The organism is Streptomyces sp. NPDC102278, assembly GCF_044766345.1.
Lineage (GTDB): Bacteria > Actinomycetota > Actinomycetes > Streptomycetales > Streptomycetaceae > Streptomyces.
Window position 1 is genome coordinate 1 of sequence record NZ_JBIWLV010000036.1, and the last position, 15,871, is coordinate 15,871.

Here is a 15,871-nt window from a genome sequence, read left to right on the forward strand (position 1 = left end):
CCCCTCGACGAGGCGGGTGACCCGACGGAGAAGTTCAACGCCTTCCGAGAGGTCATCGCCAAGTACGCCCCCGTCCCGACGGAGCCCCTGCCCGCCAGTGGGGAGAAGCTCGTCGTGGAAGGGGTGACCCTGCCCGAGAGCATTGGCCTGTTGGATTGTGCTTCGCTCCTCGGAAACGAAGTCGCGTCCTGGAGGCCCCGGACGATGGAGCAGCTGGGGCAGGACTTCGGCTTCGTGCTGTACGAGACCTCCCTGCCCGAGGCGGGCCCGGTTCTTCTCGACCTTGAACTGGTGCGTGACCGGGCCCAGGTCTTCCTCGACGGTCAGCCGGTGGGGGTACTGGAGCGGGAGTCCCACGAGCACTCCCTCACCTTCTCGGTGCCGCGCCCCGGCAGTGTCCTGACCATCCTCGTGGAGAACCAGGGCCGGGTGAACTACGGACCGGGCATCCACGACCGCAAGGGTCTGCTCGGTCGAGTGCTGTTGAACGGGTTCCCCCTCGTCGGGTGGACCAGCAGGCCCCTGCCGCTCACCTCACTCGCGGCTCTTCCCTTCGGCGCCGCGCAGGACGCGGAGGTGGTGCCCACCGGCCCGGCCTTCCACCGCGGCACCTTCGAGGTGGACCGGACGGCCGACACCTTCCTCCACCTCGACGGTTGGACCAAGGGCGTGGCGTGGGTCAACGGCTTCGCCCTCGGCCGCTACTGGTCCCGTGGCCCCCAGCGAACCCTGTACGTTCCCGGCCCGGTCCTGCGCACGGGAACCAACGAGGTCGTCGTACTCGAACTACATGCTCCCGACCACGCCCGAACCGTGGCCTTCCGCGAGACGCCCGACCTCGGCCCCGTCGAGGAGTAGCTCGCCCGGAAGGGGCTCGCAGGGGCGGCTCCGCGCTGTCCGCGGAGCCGTGATGCCGAGGAGTCGCAGTGCCGAGGGGCCGCGGTGCCGAGGTGCACGGCGCTCGCGAGGGCGCTCACGCAGCCGCGCTTCTCCACATCGACGTCAGGGCGATCGGTTCAGGCCGGTTCATTGATCAACATCGCTATGTTTACGTGAACATGTCAGACTGGGGCCATGGGGCATCGTCCCTGCCAACGCATGCGCAATGTGCCGCAGTTCGATGCCACCCGCGCACAACCCGCTCCGCCCGGACGGACCAAGTCGGGTCCGCCTGGACCGCTCAGGCCGACGGCTGTCGGCCCCGCGCATCAGGAGTCACGTTGAGACGTACCCTCCGCCAACTGGCCATGTCGGGCGCGCTGATGACAAGCGCCGCGCTGATCGCGGTCGGCTTGCCCGCGACCGCGACCGCGACCGCCACCGCCGTCCCCGGCGCCACGGCGCGGCCCGGCGCCGTCGAGGCGCGTGCGGGCGCCATGAACGTTCGGCTGACCGCTGACCAGAGTGCCGCGCTCCTGGCAGGCGCCGCCGATTGGGCGAGCGTGGCGAAGGCGCTGAGACTGGGCGAACGTGAGGCGCTCGTGCCCAAGTCCGTCACCAAGGATGCCGACGGCACCCTGCACACGCGCTATGACCGCACGTTCGCCGGACTGCCCGTACTCGGAGGCGACCTGGTGGTCCACACGACCCCGGCCGGAAGCGTCAAGGACGTCACCAAGGCGAGCCCCGCCACGATCTCCCTCAACTCCACCACGGCCCGAAAGACGGCCGACTCCGCACGGTCCCTCGCCGAGAGCCAGGCCCGGACGGACGGCATCAATCCCGCGGAGATGAAGTCCCCCCGCGCGGTCATCTGGGCGGCCTCCGGTCAGCCCGTTCTGGCCTGGGAGACCGTCGTCGGCGGCCGCCAGCGGGACGGCGCACCCTCCGAGCTGCACGTCGTCACCGACGCGAACACCGGCGACAAGATCCACGAGTATCAGGCAGTCATGAACGGCACCGGCCACGGACAGTACGGCGGCCAGGTCACACTCGGCACCTCGGGCGCCGACGGGAACCACCTCCTCAAGGACGACACCCGAGGGGGCAACAGGACCACCGACCTGGGCCACTCCGACGACGACCAAGCGGCCGGCACGCTGTTCACCGACGTCGACGACGTCTGGAGCGACGGAAGCCCGGGCAACAACCAGTCAGCCGCAGTAGACGCCCACTACGGCGCCCAGCTGACCTGGGACTACTTCAAAGACGTCCACGGCCGCAACGGCATCAGGAACGACGGGGTCGCCGCCTCCGGCCGGGTGCACTACGGGAACGCGTACTCCAACGCGTACTGGTGGGACCACTGCTTCTGTATGACCTACGGCGACGGCGCCTACAACAGTAACCCCCTCACCTCGATCGACGTGGCAGCGCACGAGATGTCACACGGAATCACCTCCGCCACCGCGGGCCTGCGTTACGGCGGTGAGTCCGGTGGACTCAACGAGGCCACCTCCGACATCTTCGGCGCCGCGGTCGAGTTCTGGGCGAACAACCCATCCGACCCCGGCGACTACTTCGAGGGCGAGAAGATCAACCTCAACGACGACGGCACCCCGCTGCGCTACATGGACAAGCCCTCCAAGGACGGCGGCTCGGCCGACCACTGGTACCCGAACATCAACCAGCTCGACGTCCACTACTCCTCGGGACCGGCCAACCACTGGTTCTACCTGGCCTCCGAAGGGAGCGGGGCCAAGCTGGTCAACGGCGTGAACTACGACTCGCCGACCTACGACGGCAAGCCGGTCAACCCGATCGGTCGCGAAGCCGCCGTGAAGATCTGGTTCAGAGCATTGACGACGTACATGACGTCGAGCACCGACTACGCCGCCGCACGCACCGCCACCCTCGCCGCGGCCGCGGATCTGTACGGGAAGAACGGAGTCGTCCACAACAACGTCGGCAATGCCTGGGCCGCCGTCAACGTGGGACCGCGCATGGCGCAGGGTGTGACCCTTACCGACCCCGGCAATCAGGTGTCCACGACCACCGCGCCCGTCGACCTCCGGATCCAGGCCGTCACCAGCCACCCCGGGGCGACGCTCACCTACAAGACCACCGCGCTGCCCGCCGGCCTGACCCTCGACTCCTCGACCGGCAAGATCACCGGCACGCCCACCACGGACGGCAACACGACCGTCACCCTCACCGTCGAGGATTCCGCCGAGGCCCTCGACACGGTCTCGTTCACCTGGCTCGTCTACACGCCCGGCAACTGCACCACCACACAACTGCTCGACAACCCGGGCTTCGAGTCGGGCGCCACGGCATGGAACACCAACAGCGACCCGTCCCTGATCACCAACGACAACTCCTGGCTCCCTTCGAGAACCGGCTCGTGGAAGACCCTGCTCGGCGGCAACGGAGACACGACCACGGAAACCATCACGCAGACCGTCTACGTTCCCTACGGCTGCAAGGCGACGGCGACCTTCTGGCTGAGGGTCGTCACCAATGAGGAAACCGATTCCGTCCCGTACGACAAGCTGAACGTCCGGGCCAACGGCGTCCCGCTGGCGACGTACTCGAACCTGGACGCGAGCGCCGACTACGTCCGGAAGACGATCGACCTCGGCTCGGTCGCCGGCCAGTACGTGACCCTGAATCTCAGTGCCTCGGAGGATCTGGCCGTTCCGACCCACTTCCTGATCGACGACACCGCACTCACCGTGCACCCCTGAACGTCGCGGACCGAGGGCGGGGCGTGGTGGCGGGGGTGAGCGGACCGAAGCCCTGGGTCATCTTCGCCAAGCGCGTCGCCCACCTCGCCCATGTCACCGCCCTCACCTCGGGCCGGTCGCGTGAGATGCGAACGGGGCGAGGAGTCCGTCGAGGTCAGCTGCCGTCCCGCGTGTTCGACAACTCTCGGGTCGTGAAGGTGATGTTCTCGAACACCGCCCGGCAGCCGGCACCGGTCGGTGACTGGGAGAGGAAGCCCACCTCCACCGGGCGGTCGATCGCCACTCCAAGGCTGCACACTCGGACGAGCTCCCAGGTTCGGCCGTCGTGCGAGCTGTGCAGCGCGAAAGCATGCCGCATTCGGGAAACACGGAGGCGGACCGTGTTTCCGGGAACGTGCCAGGAGTTCGCGTCGTCCGACACACCACGGGTGACCACGGAGACGACACTTCCCCGGTGGGCCGGAGAGAGCTCGAAGCAGAGCTTGAGCCACGTGGACGGGTCCACCCACACCACCAAGACGCCCGCGTCGAACCGGCTCCGAAAGTCCACGGTCACCCGCGCGGCCAGTTGGAAAGGGCCCTCCACCTCCCCGGTCAGGCGGGTCAGGTCCGCCGACGCCTCGCCGGGCGCAGCAGTGGAATCGAGGAACAGATCGCTCATCGCCGCCGACACGACCTCCAGTGCCTCGCCGTCGGTGCTCCACCGAGCCCCGGCCGGCCCGCGCGGTATCAGCGTGAAGGGCAACGCGGACATGTGCACTGGCTTCATCACGGTTCTCACCTGTCGGCGGGGAGCAACAACAGTTCTTCCACGTCGCACAGCGCCAGCGAGTCCAGGCGCAGGGCCGCATCGCTGAAGTCGTGGGTCCGGGAGAGGACGTGCGGCACGGCCACGCAGACGGCACCCGCCGCTGTCGCGGCCCGAACTCCCCGGTAGGAGTCCTCGAAAGCCAGGATGCCCGCAGGCGCGACGCCCAGGCGCTGCGCCGCACGCAGGTAGAGGTCCGGCGCGGGTTTTACCCGCGGCACGTCCTCCGAAGTGACGACCGCGCTGAAGGAATCGAGGAGTCCGAAACTCTCGAGGTGGGGTATCACGGAGGCGGAGCGGGAGCTGGACGCGATCGCGAGCGGCAGCCCGAGTCGTTCCGCCTGCGTCACCAGGCGCCGGACTCCCGGTAGCGGCGCCTCGTACGTCATCCAGGTTCGGAACAGGCTCTCGCCCCGGAACTCCAGCTCGGCCGCGCTGATCGTCCCGCATCGGGCCGCCAGGTCCTCGAAGGGGTTGAAGTCCTGGAGTGTGCCGCCGATGGAAGCGATGTAGAGGTCGTACGGCAGTTCTTGGGACAAGGAGCGGTAGAGCCTGGTGAGGACGGCCAGCCAGAGCACTTCGGTGTCCGCGACGAGTCCGTCGAAGTCGAGCACCAGGGCTCGTTCGTCCGCGCTCACGGGTTGCTCACCGCCTCCGCGCGGTGGGGGACGAGTCGAACATCGGCTTGAAAGGCGGTGTGCCGGCCGAACGTGCAGAGTGCGGCGGCCCCGTACAGCGTGGCGATCGCCGCGAACAGCAGCAGCGGACGGGTCTGGAAGAGCACTGCGGACAGGTAACCGGTCGGAATGGACACCACGGCGGTGAAGGTCTGTACGGCCGCGAAGAACGTGGCTCGCTCCGAGGTGTGTACGGAGCTCACCACGCCCGCATCACGGTATGACTCCACCAGGAACGGGCCGCCCGAGGTGAGCATGGTGCACAGGCACAGCAAGGCGACATTCCCCGGGCCGAGGGTGAGGAAAAGTGTCCAGCCCGTCAGACTGGCGACGAGTGACCACCGTGCCATGGTGTTCGCCGAGGCCCGCCCTGACGCCCAAGGCATGACGACCGCGAAGCAGAGCAGGGCGGTGACCGCGCCGAGAGCCGGCACCGAGCCCACCACCAGAGCGCTGTACCCGAGGTTCTTCGTGAGGTGGACGGCCAGGAACACGTTGAGCTGGACGGCGACGAAGCTGAGCACGTACATGGCGACAAGACGCCGCAGCGCCCTGTGCCGCCCGGCCGCCCACAGCAGCCGGCCACTGTCGATCACGCTCCGGAACAACGGTGTGCCGGCCTGGCGCTTCCTGGCCTCGACGCCCGCCTGCGTCTCGACCGTGTACCAGTGACGCAGGCAGTTGTGCAGCAGCATGGCGAGACCGCCGACGAAGAACAGCACGCGCAGGCTCGGCACCGTGCCGTACCTGCCCATGCAGAACCCCACGATCGGTACGAGCAGGCCCGCGAACATGATCACCACTTTGATGGCGGCGAAGATTCGAGCCCGGTCCTCTTCCGGACTGTCCTCGGTGGCCAGCAGCCAGAAGGACACGTTGACGATCTTGGAGGACGCGTTGAGCAGATAGCCCAGGAGGAAGAACCAGATGTTGTTGCTGAAGGCCCACACGAACATCGGGACGACCCAGGACGTGACGTCGAACCAGAACGTGGCACGACGTCTGCCCATCCTGTCGGTCAGGGCACCTGCCACCAACTGGAACAGGAACGCGACGTAGAGATTGACCGACAGGATTCCGCCGATGGCCACCGTGCTGAGGCCGACGCTTTCCATGTACAGCGTCGCGTAGTACAGCGCGGCGGTGCCGAAGATCGCCCAGAACGGCTCCGTGTAGACGCAGTACCGGGCGTTGGGGTGAAGGTGTGCCACGAAGCGGGGGCGCTTCACGAGCGGATCACCGCTTTGACGGATGTGACCTCGACCTTCAGTCCGGTTGCCGGATCGTCACCCATGGTCGCCGCGAAGGCGCTTCGGAAGTCCTCCATGTCGACTTCCGTGGTGACCATCCGAGCGAGCTCCGGAAGGTCTGCGGCGAAGTCGATGGCGGGGCCTATGGCATCGTGCAGCGGGACGGCCGCGATGATGCTCAGCCCGTCGTCGATGAGCCTGGTGGGCGCGATCTCGACCCGGTACGTGTCGTCGTAGCCCATCGGCACCACTCGGCCGCCCTTGGCGACGGCCAACATCGCCGCGGTCAGCTGGTTGCCCACCGCGTCGATCACCACGTCGAACTTCCTGCCGTCCGTGAGTTCCGCGATCCTCTCCGGCGTGAGTTCGTCCGGGTGCAGAGTGTGGTGGGCGAAGCGCTCGGCGAAGGCGCGGCGGAACGCGTTCGGTTCCGTGGCCACGGTGAGGCGACTCAATCGGCGGGTGATGCTCTGGCACAGCAGTCCGATGGCGCCGGAGCCGATGACCAGGACGGACTCGTGCGGCTGCAGGTTGGACTTCAGGACGCTGTTCAGCGAGCAGCCCAACGGCTCGATGAGACTCGCGACCTGCCAGCTCATCCCTTGGGGGATCGGGTAGAGGTACTGTGCGGAGCCCACGAAGTATTCGGCGAAAGTGCCCGCGAGAGTGAAGCCCACCTGGTGGTCGTCAAAGGCGAAGCAGTAGCAGTAGGCACCGAGTCGGCAGTTGCGGCAGATTCCGCAGGACTGGGTGGGGTTGATGATGACGCGGTCGCCGATCTTGAGGTTTCTCACTGCGTCACCGACTTCCACCACCGTACCCACCCCTTCGTGGCCGAGGACGGTGCCGATCTCGGCCACGTCGAGTTTGCCCGCGAGAATCTTGTGGTCGGTGCCGCAGATGCCTGTCATGGCGATCCGGACCTTCACGTCGGTGGGTGCTCGCAGGATGGGCTCCTCGACTTCGACGAGATCCATCCGGCCCGTTCCTGCATAGACGAGAGCTCGCAACTCCCGGCCTCCGTTCAGTTGTGGTGTCCGTAGTCGGTCAAGGCGGTGTCAATGGCACGCTCGACCTCGTCGAGCCGTGCGGGTGTGTGGCGGTCGGAGAAGACGAAGTAGCCCTTGGTGAAGATCCGGCAGTCGGTGAGGACATCCAGCAGGTGCGTGCGGAAGGGGTCCGTCCAGAAATCGGGTGCGCCGACCGTGCCCAGGGAGAAACTCGAGTGGTCGCCCCGAAGTTCGATGTGTCCGCCCAAGCCGAGGACGTCGATCCTCGCCCGAAGGGCTTCCATCATGTCGACGGTCCGCGCGCGCCACGACGGCCAGGTGGGGGCCGCGTCCATGAGGTCCTCGCAGGCCAGTGCGGCGGCGAGAGCCAGTGACTCGCTGGAGTGGGCGTTGCTCATGCGTACGTCCTCGGCACGCATCACCAGGCGGCGGTGGCCCAGTATCGCGGCCAGCGGGAGTCCGTTCGCCATGCCCTTCGAGAGGCACAGCAGGTCCGGCCATACGTCGACCTCACCGCACGTGGCTCGTCTGCCCATTCGTATGCCCGACGTGACCTCGTCGAAGATCACGACCGCTCCCACGGAACGCACCGCGTCCACGACGATGCCGAGGTGGTCGGCAGACCAGCGGTTCGGGCACACCACCACGGCGGCAACGTTCCTCGCGTGCTCGCGCAGGAGTCGCAGGAGGCGCTCGGGGTCGCCTGGCGGGGTGGTCAGCGTCAGTGCCGCCACGGCCTGCGGGATGCCGAGCGCAGTGGGCCGTGCGCAGTAGTGCGATGGAGCTGCCCAGTCGTGCCATCCGTGGTACTCGGTCGCCACGACGAGGTCGCGTCCGGTGGCCGCGCGGGCGATCCGTACCGCCCCGCTCACCACATCGGCACCGCTCTTGGCGAACTTCACCGCTTCGTAGACACCGAATCGGGCCAGGAGCCGCTCGGCCAGGGCCAGTTCGAGGGGGTCCGCCACGGAGAACGCGGTGCCCCGCGCCAACACCCCACTCACCGCTTCCGTGACCTCGGGGCGGGCGTGCCCCCATGTCGCCGTACCCATGGCCATCTCGCAGTCCAACCAGGTACGACCGTCGAGGTCGGTGAACTCGGCGTCCTTGGCCCGCACCGCCACGATCGCACCCCGCCCGGGGAGGAGCCGGTGAGGGGTCTTGGCCAGGGTGCTGCATCCGGCGGGAATCACGCGGCCGACCGTGCGGAGCCAGGAGAGGCCTGCCGATCGATCCGGGCCGGCCATTCGATCGCTCGTCACCGGACCTTGGCCCCCGGCCAGCAGCCGGAGTGGAGATCCTCGAGGCCCACTCTGTTGCCGTGCAGGTCGATGACGATGTCCCCCGTCTGAGTCCGTAGGCGCTGAGCCAGCCACATGTGGTTGTCGAGCAGGCGGACGAAGTTCTCGACCAGGATCAGCAAGGGCTTCGGTTCGGTGAGGAGGGCGGCCGGCAGCAGATGGGGGAGGAGAATGGGCCGCTCCCCGTCCACTTTCGTGGAGTAGTCGAGCACCGCGTGCCGGTCGAGGGGCGTTGCGGCGGCGAGCGCTTCCCAGACGCAGGCGGCGTCGGTACGGGTCTCGGCGAGATCCAGCGCAACGAAGCGCCCGAGGTCGGGTGTGTTCGTCAGTGCCTGGACCAAGCGGGGGATCACGTCGTTGTGGACACGGTCGCCCCAGTTCTTCCAGAACCGTGCGAGGTTGCTCTTGCGGTTCCCCGCCCGGTGGACACCGTTGCGCAGCTCCCAGTGGTAGGAGATGACCCGAGGGTCGATCACCGTGCGGTAGCCGAGCGTCCTGGCCCGCATCTGGTAGTCGAAGTCCTCGTATCCGTTGAAGTACCGCTCGTCCAGCAGGCCGATGTCGTTTCGGACCTGCCGAGTCATCGCGAAGAGGGCGAAAGCAGCCAACTGAACCGTGTACGGCGCACCGGGCAGGTCTTCGGGTCGGGAGTTGAGGAACAGGTGCCGGCCCAGCGTCTCGCTGAACGTGATGCCGCAGTGCTGTACTCCACCGGTGTGCGGGTACAGCAGCACACCGGCGGTCATCCCGCTCGCCGGGTGCTCGTGCAGGGTCCGCAGCATCCCCGATTGCCAGCCGGATGCCAGGATCAGGTCGGAGTCGACGAAGAACACATGGTCGCCCTCTGCTCGGGACAAGCCCTGGTTGAGAGCTTGTCCGCAACCACGGGGGTTCACGTTGTGCACGGTCTCGACTGTGACGGCGCCGAGTCGCTCGGTCTTCAGAGTACGGGCGAACTCCTCGATGAGTTCGCCCACTTCGGGCCCCGAACCGTCGTCGATCATGATCAGTTCGGTGTCCGGCTCGACGGTCAGCCTCAGCGACTCCAGGAAGAGCGAGAGGACTGCGGGCGATTGATGGATCGGCACGATGATGCTGCTACGCAAGAGGACCCCCACGCGTTGGAGCGACGTCGGAGCATGGAGCGAATCCCGCTTCCGAGTGCGCGAATTTGGGCTGACGACATGGAGAATCGGGGCAAGGTGGCAGGGGGAACTGCCAATAACCCTCAGTATTCAACGTGTCTACACAAAAGCGATCAACGGATGGAAGCCTGAACGCACTGCGGGATCGTTGTCAAGCAAGCTCCGCGACGCCGCCTGGACGAGCATCCGCGACCCGACCTGCGTGAACGGGCCTCTGCGTGAAGTCCGCGCCGCAACAGCTCCGACCGAATGTCGTCTCGATCGCATGGGTCCGTCGGCTTGAATGCCCTGGTTGCCCCAAAGGGGACCGTCCCGCCGCAGGAACGCCGGGAGGTCCCACTTCAGCAGCAGCAGCAGGCAGCAGGCAGCAGGTACGTTGCGAGGCGGATGCGACGAGTCGCGTGCCGGACGCGTGGCGTCCGGCACGCGGGCGCGGTCAGAGGAGGGTGAGGGTGAGTGTCGCGGCGTAGTCGCCGACGGGTGTGTACGTGGGAACGTCGAGGGACACGCCTGCGTTGCTGATGAATTCGCCGCCGGTCAGGTCACTGTTGGGTGCGGATGCGAGGGTTGCGCCGCCCTTTCCGATGGTCCCTGCGCTTCCCGCCACGCAGGTGCTGGGACTGTTCGGTTTGGTGGAACAAGTGGGTGTCCAGGTGAGTCGGTCGGATTCGATCTTGCCCCGGGGGCTTGTGAAGTCGGTGATCTTTCCGGTGAGTGACCAGCCTGTCGTGCCGCCGCGGAAGTCCTTGACGGTGATCGCGTTGAGGTTGCCGGTGGAGGCGCCGCCCTTGCCGAAGTCGACCGGGGGGAGTCGGACGGGATCCGGTGTGGTGGACATGGTGAGCACGCCGGGGTTGACCGAGGTGGTGAGGTGTTGTTCGGCCGTTCCGGGGTGGGTCGGATCGGCGGGGTCCGTGGGGTCGGTCGGCTTGTTGGGCGTGCCGACCTTCCAGGCCTGACCGGTCGAGCCGTTGCACTCCGACTGGACGATCTTGGCGCCGGCGCTGGTGGACCCGCCCTGGACGTCGAGGCATTTGCCGCTGTACTTGGAGACGATGCGGACATGGCCGTCCACCAGGCTTTCGAAGCGCCAGCGCTGGTTGCTTCCCCAGCCGCAGTCGTACTGCTTGATCTCGGCTCCGTCGGCGGTGGAGTTGTCGGCCAAGTCAAGGCATTTACCACTGTGTTGGGCGAGGACACGGACGTAGCCGTTGTCGTTGTCCGTGAATCGCCATTGGCTGTTCAGCCCGCCGGCACATGACTCCTGAGTGACGGGTGCCTGGTTGTCGGAGACGCTCCCGGGGACGGTCACACAGGCGCTGCTCTTCTTCCCGGTGATCGTGTTGAGGGGGTCGCCTCCGGAGCCCGAGACCCGGCCGGTCTGCGTGTCGATGGAGACCTTCGTATACCAGGGGAGGTTCATGGTCGTGGCGTCCGGGAACTCCAATGGCAGCCACACGTACGTGGAGTCGTTGACCCGGTTCGGATTGGACCACGTACCCGCCCAGCGGTCTCCCATGTAGAGGAAGCTGGTGGTTTCGCTGCCTTCCACCGGTAGGACGAAGGTGGTCTGCGAGTGGTGGCCGTTGTGGTTGCCGACGTCCCTCATCGGCGACCACGGACCTGCGAGGCTGGTGGCGGTGGCGTACTTCTGCTGGTTCGGGTCCCAGTAGCTGGTGCCGGAGGTGAGCATGAAGTAGACGTCCCCGCGCTTGAACAGGGCGGGCGACTCCCGGTGTTGACCGGGCCAGGGATTCGCCACCAGTTGCTTGACCTGTGTGTAGTCGTCGCTGAGTTCGTAGATGTGGAGGTCGGCGTTGTGGTTCGCGGCGGAGATCATGTAGGCCTTGCCGGCGGCCTTGTCCTCGTACACCGTGATGTCGCGGGACATGTGCTCGGCCCCGGAGGCGTCCTTCGGGCGGAAGGAACCTTTCCATTCGTACGGGCCGTCCACTGTGGAGGAGACCGCCACTGCGGCCCTCGCCTCGCCGTAGGAGTCGTCCGCCTCCTTGTGCATCCACATGACGAACTGTTTGGTCTTGCCGTTGTAGAGGACCTTCGGACGCTCGATCACCGCGGAACGGACCTCGGGGTCGGCCTCCTGGGTCAGGACATGGCCGCGAGGCTCCCAGTCCTTGAGGTCCTTGGAACGGTAGGCGGAGACGTAGCGGAACTTGTTGTCCTCACCGCGGTCCTCGCCGAACCAGTAGTAGTACTCGCCGACTTTGAGTGCACCACCACCGTGGGCCTGGACCCCCGCCCCGGTGGTGTCCGGGAACTGGGTGCCCGTTTCGGTCGTGACGGGTGCGGCCATCGCCGCCGACGCGACACCGAGGACAGGTAGAAGCAGGCTCAGGCCTGCCAGGATGGATCGGATTCTTCGCATGTGGATCCCTGACGTCATCGCGCACTCGATGGCTTGTGGCAATGAGAGGCATCCCGCCCTCAATTGGCACACTAACCAACATTTATGCGCGTGAATCAACATTGGTCCAGAGGTTGACTCACGAAAGGACGTAATGTCAACAGCTCGTAAACACTTGTGACATGCGGTGTGCGGTGAAGCTGATGCTTCAGCGCCCGCTGGTCGCCTTCCGGCCAACCTGCTTGTGTCATGGGCGAGTTCGGCCGGCCGGCCACGTGCTCCCCTGCCGGTGACGAGCAGGAGTCCCGTCACCGGCAGCGGGCCTCATCCTGTTCGGAACTGCTGGTTGGTTCCCCCGTTGCACGTGTACTGGACAGCCTTCGCGGCGTCGGCGGGCGAGGCGCCGGCGATGTCGAGACACTTGCCGCTGTGCCTGGCCACCAGACGAACGTAGCCCCCGCCCGCCTCGACCCGTGACCACTGTTGGTTGGGTCCGTTGTTGCAGGTGTACTGGGTGACGGGAGCGGCGTCAGCGGTGGACGCGCCCGTCACGTCCAGGCACTTGCCGCTGTGTCGCGCCACGACGTTGACGTGGCCGTCCGGGGCGGTGCGCAGGGACCACTGTTGGTTGGGTCCGTTGTTGCAGGTGTACTGGGTGACGGGAGCGGCGTCGGCCGTGGACGCGCCCGTCACGTCCAGGCACTTGCCGCTGTGCCGAGCTTGCAGTGCCTGCCAGTCGGTCGGGCCGCGGAAGGCCCATCTCTGGTTGCTTCCCGTGGTGGGCGGGTGGACGCCGACCGGGGCGCCGTCCGTGGTCGAGGCACCGGTGACGTCGAGGAGCGTACCGGTAGCGCTGTTGACCAGGGTGTACTGCCCGTCGCCGGTGGTGGAAAGCATCCACCGCAGGTTGGCCGACGGTCCGGGAGGGGCCAAGGCGAGCGCGCCGCCGACGACGCCGAGGAGTGTGCCGCTCCTGACGTTCTTCACGCGATACGAAGCGGTGCTGCTCCAGTCTCCGGGTACCGAACGGGTGAGGACCCACTGCTGCGCCGTGTCGCCGTGGTTCGGTACCGTCTGGACCAGCACCTTCTTGTCGAGTGTGGTAGCGGCCAGCGCCATGCCGCTGTTGGCGTTGACGAGGAGGCGGGAGGCGGTGGAGGAGATGGCGGTCGCCTCGTTGTTCACACCGGATGCGCCTGGTATGACGAGGGTCGTGACCGAGTCGGGTCCCAGGGTCACCGTGAGCCGTTTGCCCGAAGTGGTGAGGTCGGCTTCCCGATGGACGTTCTTGGTCGTGTCTGTGGTGTAGCGCTTGACCGGTTGCGGGGAGACCGTCCGGAAGGCGCTGAGGTCCAAGGTCACCGTTCGGGCCGTGTGCGTGGGGTTGGTGTGGACCACCACAGCGCCCTGGCCGCCGGGTCTCACCGCGGCCAAGGTGGCATCGTCGTCCGTGGTGATGACGCGCGCCCCAGGCCGGATGAACCTGCTGTACTGGGCCATCGCCCAGTACTTCTTGTTCTTCCGCAGTGGCTCCCGTGCGGCGTCCACCGGGGTGAAGTCGGTCTGGATCAGGCCCCAGTTGGAGTTCTCGTGGGCCGGGGTCATGTTCTCGTAGTCCTCCACCGCCTGCCACAGCACCCAGGCCCGGGGCTCCAGTTCCCTGAGATCGTCGGTGATCCGACCGGCGAGGTCGAGGGCGGGGCTCATGTCGGTGAAGCTCTGCGGACCTCGGCCGCCAAGGTCCACCTCCGACATCCACAGAGGGGTGCCCGCACCCTTGGCGATGTCGCGAGGCCCGGTGCGGCCGTTCGTCCCGTAGGTATGGGTGTTGAGTTTGCCGATGGCGGAGCGGGCCGAGTCGGCGTACGCGTTCCAGTTGGCCCGGAACGTGTTCGGGTTCGTCTCGTCCATCGCCGCGATGGGCGTGCGTAACCCCTTCGCGTCCAGCTCCGAGCGGAGGGCGGTGATCATGCGGGTCTGGGAGTCGACTGCCCAGTGGGAGCCTTCCTGGCGGCCGCCGGCGCGCCAGAAGTCGGTATTCGGCTCATTGATCGCTGACACGGAGTCGAAGGTGACGCCCGTGGAGTCCTGCACACGACGCAGGGCCCCGGAAAGGTAGGCGGCGAAGCGTTGGTACTGGTCGGAGCGGAGGTTGTCGTCACTGGGGTTGACCGCGCCGGTCACCTGTCCGCTGTTGGTCATGAAGTAGGGCGGAGAGTTCGAGAACGCCTCGAAGGTGTCCGCACCACGAGCCTTGGCCGCGCTGAGCCACCAGCGCTGGTTGGGGTCGGCGTCCGGTTTCCAGTGATCGGGGTTGTCGGGGTTCCACCAGTCGGGCGTCTCGGCTCCGGGGCGGTTCCAGTGGCCCGGTACGGCTGCGCCGACGCGCATGTAGGGCTCGGTCTCCGGGCTGTCGCCGCCGCCGATGTTGTAGCGGGCGACGGTGAAACCCAGTCCGTCGGCGCTGTAGAGGGCGTCGGCCAGCCGATTGCGCTGGGCGTCGGGCCAGCCGCCGGTCACATGGCCGAACCAGGCGAGCGAGGTGCCCCAACCCTCGAACGGCTGCTGCTGGTAGCCGGGGTCGAGACGGACGGTCATACCGGGCGGCTCGGGCGGGTCGGCCGCCGCGGGAGGCGACACCGCCCCGCCGACGAGCAGCGTGCCGACGGCGAGGGCCGACGTGGCGAGGCCGGCGTGCCTTCGGCGGTGCGATCCGATGGGTGTTCTTCTGATGGCAGGCACCACTGTTCTCCAGTCGTGTGGGGGCGGTTGGGAGGAGGCGCGGATGGGTGCGGCCAGACCGGGCCGGGCCGGGTCTGTTCAGCGGAGGGCAGGCCGACGGAACTGCGTCCAGCCTTGGCGGGCGGTCTCGAGGGGGTAGATGGGGCGCTTTGACGGGTCAACTCGTGCCGATGCCTGCTGTGGCCGTAGGCCTGAGGACTCCGCGGCCGTGCCGTCGGTGTTTGTCGGCCCAGCGTGACGAGCTGATGCAGCCGTGCGGGCCGCGTGCGCAGTGGCCCGGGCGCGCGGGCTGGGTCCGCATGGCGGACCGGCCGACTTGTGTGCGCGTGCGCCGAATGAGGAAGCTCGGCATGGGGTCACTCAGCCAGTCGTGGGGGAGAGGGCGGGAGGCTAACGGGCAGATGGTTACGGGCGTGTTTCCCCTCTCCGTGTTTACGTTAACAATGCCGGTCGAGGAGAGTGTCGAAGTGGCACCGGGCCGTGTCAAGGCAACTGACGAGTAGAAGCAGAAGTGGTCTGCTGGTCCGAGTCGCCCCCGGTGAAGCTGCGGACCGTACTCGTTCCGGGGTGAATACGGGCGCCGAGTGGCGTCGCGCCGGCCCTGTGAAGCGGCGACATTCGGCCGGGCCACACCGCACCACCCTGTTGACTTATGACGGAAACAGCGCTTCCCTCTGTTGCATCAAGTTTGAAAGAGGGCGACTGTGGTGGATTCCTTCCGGGGGTAATCCGCCGATCATCTGGTTCGCATCGAGCGAGGTTCGACCGTTGAGCCCTCACCCACCAGGCTTCCCCGGCCCGGGCCCCGGCCGGACAGCGAGCACAACGACGGCCTGCCCGCAGTCTCTTCATCTCGCACGTGTCTCACTGGCCGCTGTTGTGCGACCCGTCCAAGTAAAGGGAACGACATGTTCACTCACCACCACCGCCGACCGGTAGCCGTTGTG

Annotated in this window: 9 protein-coding genes and 1 pseudogene; 2 read left to right on the forward strand and 8 right to left on the reverse strand. The window is 67.0% G+C overall.

Translation table 11 applies throughout. From position 1 onward, the window contains the following. Together ACIRO3_RS36580 and ACIRO3_RS36585 are read left to right on the forward strand one after the other, a co-directional pair. Positions 1 to 858: pseudogene (locus ACIRO3_RS36580) on the forward strand (beta-galactosidase); the annotation flags it as partial. 362 nt (positions 859 to 1,220) lie between these two features. Then, positions 1,221 to 3,626, forward strand: a complete 2,406-nt coding sequence (locus ACIRO3_RS36585) for a M4 family metallopeptidase (protein WP_404144049.1) — start codon at positions 1,221 to 1,223, stop codon at positions 3,624 to 3,626. Between the two features lie 154 nt (positions 3,627 to 3,780). Here the strand turns inward: ACIRO3_RS36585 and ACIRO3_RS36590 are convergent, their stop codons facing one another. The 8 genes from ACIRO3_RS36590 to ACIRO3_RS36625 all read right to left on the reverse strand — a co-directional run bounded on the left by ACIRO3_RS36590 (position 3,781) and on the right by ACIRO3_RS36625 (position 14,924). Next, positions 3,781 to 4,395 carry a DUF1349 domain-containing protein gene (locus tag ACIRO3_RS36590; RefSeq protein WP_404144051.1) on the reverse strand — a complete coding sequence of 205 codons (615 nt, stop codon included), beginning with the start codon at positions 4,393 to 4,395 and terminating at the stop codon, positions 3,781 to 3,783. A gap of 8 nt (positions 4,396 to 4,403) precedes the next feature. Then, positions 4,404 to 5,072, reverse strand: a complete 669-nt coding sequence (locus ACIRO3_RS36595) for an HAD family hydrolase (protein WP_404144053.1) — start codon at positions 5,070 to 5,072, stop codon at positions 4,404 to 4,406. Next, a complete protein-coding gene (locus tag ACIRO3_RS36600) occupies positions 5,069 to 6,340 on the reverse strand; it encodes an MFS transporter (protein ID WP_404144055.1) in 1,272 nt (423 codons plus the stop codon). The genes ACIRO3_RS36595 and ACIRO3_RS36600 overlap by 4 nt, the downstream gene beginning before the upstream one ends. Further along, positions 6,337 to 7,338: a zinc-binding dehydrogenase gene (locus ACIRO3_RS36605; RefSeq protein ID WP_404144056.1), complete on the reverse strand. Its 1,002-nt coding sequence runs from the start codon at positions 7,336 to 7,338 to the stop codon at positions 6,337 to 6,339. Before ACIRO3_RS36605 ends, ACIRO3_RS36600 begins: the two co-directional genes overlap by 4 nt. Before the next feature lie 47 nt (positions 7,339 to 7,385). Next, on the reverse strand, positions 7,386 to 8,564 hold the full coding sequence (locus ACIRO3_RS36610) for an aminotransferase class III-fold pyridoxal phosphate-dependent enzyme (RefSeq protein WP_404144058.1): 1,179 nt from the start codon (positions 8,562 to 8,564) through the stop codon (positions 7,386 to 7,388). A gap of 65 nt (positions 8,565 to 8,629) precedes the next feature. After that, positions 8,630 to 9,778: a glycosyltransferase family 2 protein gene (locus ACIRO3_RS36615; RefSeq protein ID WP_404144060.1), complete on the reverse strand. Its 1,149-nt coding sequence runs from the start codon at positions 9,776 to 9,778 to the stop codon at positions 8,630 to 8,632. A 475-nt stretch (positions 9,779 to 10,253) separates the two neighbouring features. Next, positions 10,254 to 12,203, reverse strand: coding sequence for an RICIN domain-containing protein (locus ACIRO3_RS36620; RefSeq protein WP_404144062.1), 1,950 nt, complete (start codon positions 12,201 to 12,203; stop codon positions 10,254 to 10,256). Positions 12,204 to 12,506: 303 nt separating this feature from the next. Further along, positions 12,507 to 14,924 carry an RICIN domain-containing protein gene (locus ACIRO3_RS36625; RefSeq protein WP_404144064.1) on the reverse strand — a complete coding sequence of 806 codons (2,418 nt, stop codon included), beginning with the start codon at positions 14,922 to 14,924 and terminating at the stop codon, positions 12,507 to 12,509. Positions 14,925 to 15,871: the final 947 nt, after the last annotated feature.

Excerpts from the sequence above, each read along its gene's own strand:
- ACIRO3_RS36590 (WP_404144051.1), bottom strand. The coding sequence starts at position 4,395 with ATGAAGCCAGTGCACATGTCCGCGTTGCCCTTCACGCTGATACCGCGC.
- ACIRO3_RS36620 (WP_404144062.1), bottom strand. The coding sequence starts at position 12,203 with ATGCGAAGAATCCGATCCATCCTGGCAGGCCTGAGCCTGCTTCTACCT.
- ACIRO3_RS36605 (WP_404144056.1), bottom strand. The coding sequence starts at position 7,338 with ATGGATCTCGTCGAAGTCGAGGAGCCCATCCTGCGAGCACCCACCGAC.